The organism is Dermacoccus sp. MPR-E5 (assembly GCF_058809565.1).
The window spans coordinates 1-961 of the sequence record NZ_JBXASS010000045.1; the positions used below are offsets into that span (position 1 = coordinate 1).

Below are 961 nucleotides of genomic sequence, written 5' to 3' on the forward strand. Positions count from 1 at the left end.
GGGACTGCTGCACGGATAGGTGACATCGACTCTGTGGTGCCGTTCGGTGCCGCAGGAGAGGATGTGCACCATGCCCAAGCCGTACCCCAAGGAGTTCCGCCAGAACGTGATCGAGGTCGCTCGCTCTCGTGAGGCCGGGACGACGTTGAAGGAGATCGCGAAGGACTTCGGGATCTCGGAGTCCTGCCTGACGAACTGGATCGCCATCGCTGACCGGCAGGACGGGAACAAACCCGCCGCCGCGGTGAGCGACTCTGGTGAGTTGCGTGAGGCTCGCCGTCGGATCCGGTTGCTCGAGCAAGAGAACGAGGTGCTACGCCGCGCTGCGGCGTACCTCTCGCAGGCGAACCTGCCGGGAAAATGATGTACCCGCTCGTCCGTGAGCTGGCCGCCCAGGATGCCCCGATCAGGGTGCCTGTGACGGTGACGTGCCGGGTCCTGAAACTTGCCAGGGCGCCGTACTACCGGTGGCTGGCCAACCCCGTGACCGACGCCGACTGGGTGGAAGCGCACCGCGCGAACGCGTTGTTCGATGCACACCGTGACGACCCGGAGTTCGGGTACCGCCTCCTAGCTGACGAGGCCCGCGACGCCGGGCAGGAGATGTGCGACCGCACCGCGTGGGCGATCTGTTCGAGCAACGCGTGGTGGAGCGTGTTCGGGAAGAAGCGCGCGAAGAAGGGCCGGCCCGGCCCGCCGGCGCACGATGACCGCGTCCAGCGTGACTTCACCGCGACCGGCCCGAACCAGCTGTGGCTGACCGACATCACGGAGCACCGCACCCGTGAGGGCAAGGTGTTCATGTGCGCCGTCAAGGACGTGTGGTCCAACCGGCTCCTCGGGTACTCCATCAGCTCGCGGATGAAGGCCCGCCTGGCCGTGCAGGCGTTGGAACACGCCGTGGACACCCGCGCCCGAGCGGGCGTCGACGTGGCCGGCTGCATCGTCCACAGCGACCGCG

At 67.5% G+C, this 961-nt stretch carries 2 protein-coding genes; both read left to right on the forward strand.

Annotation, left to right across the window (positions count from 1 at the left end):
• The first annotated feature begins 70 nt into the window (after positions 1-70).
• Positions 71-364, forward strand: a complete 294-nt coding sequence (locus AC1RS9_RS14495) for a transposase (protein WP_062256098.1) — start codon at positions 71-73, stop codon at positions 362-364.
• Positions 361-961 (forward strand): DDE-type integrase/transposase/recombinase (locus AC1RS9_RS14500; RefSeq protein WP_492921982.1); only part of this gene is annotated, 601 nt, incomplete at its 3' end. The genes AC1RS9_RS14495 and AC1RS9_RS14500, both read left to right, overlap by 4 nt.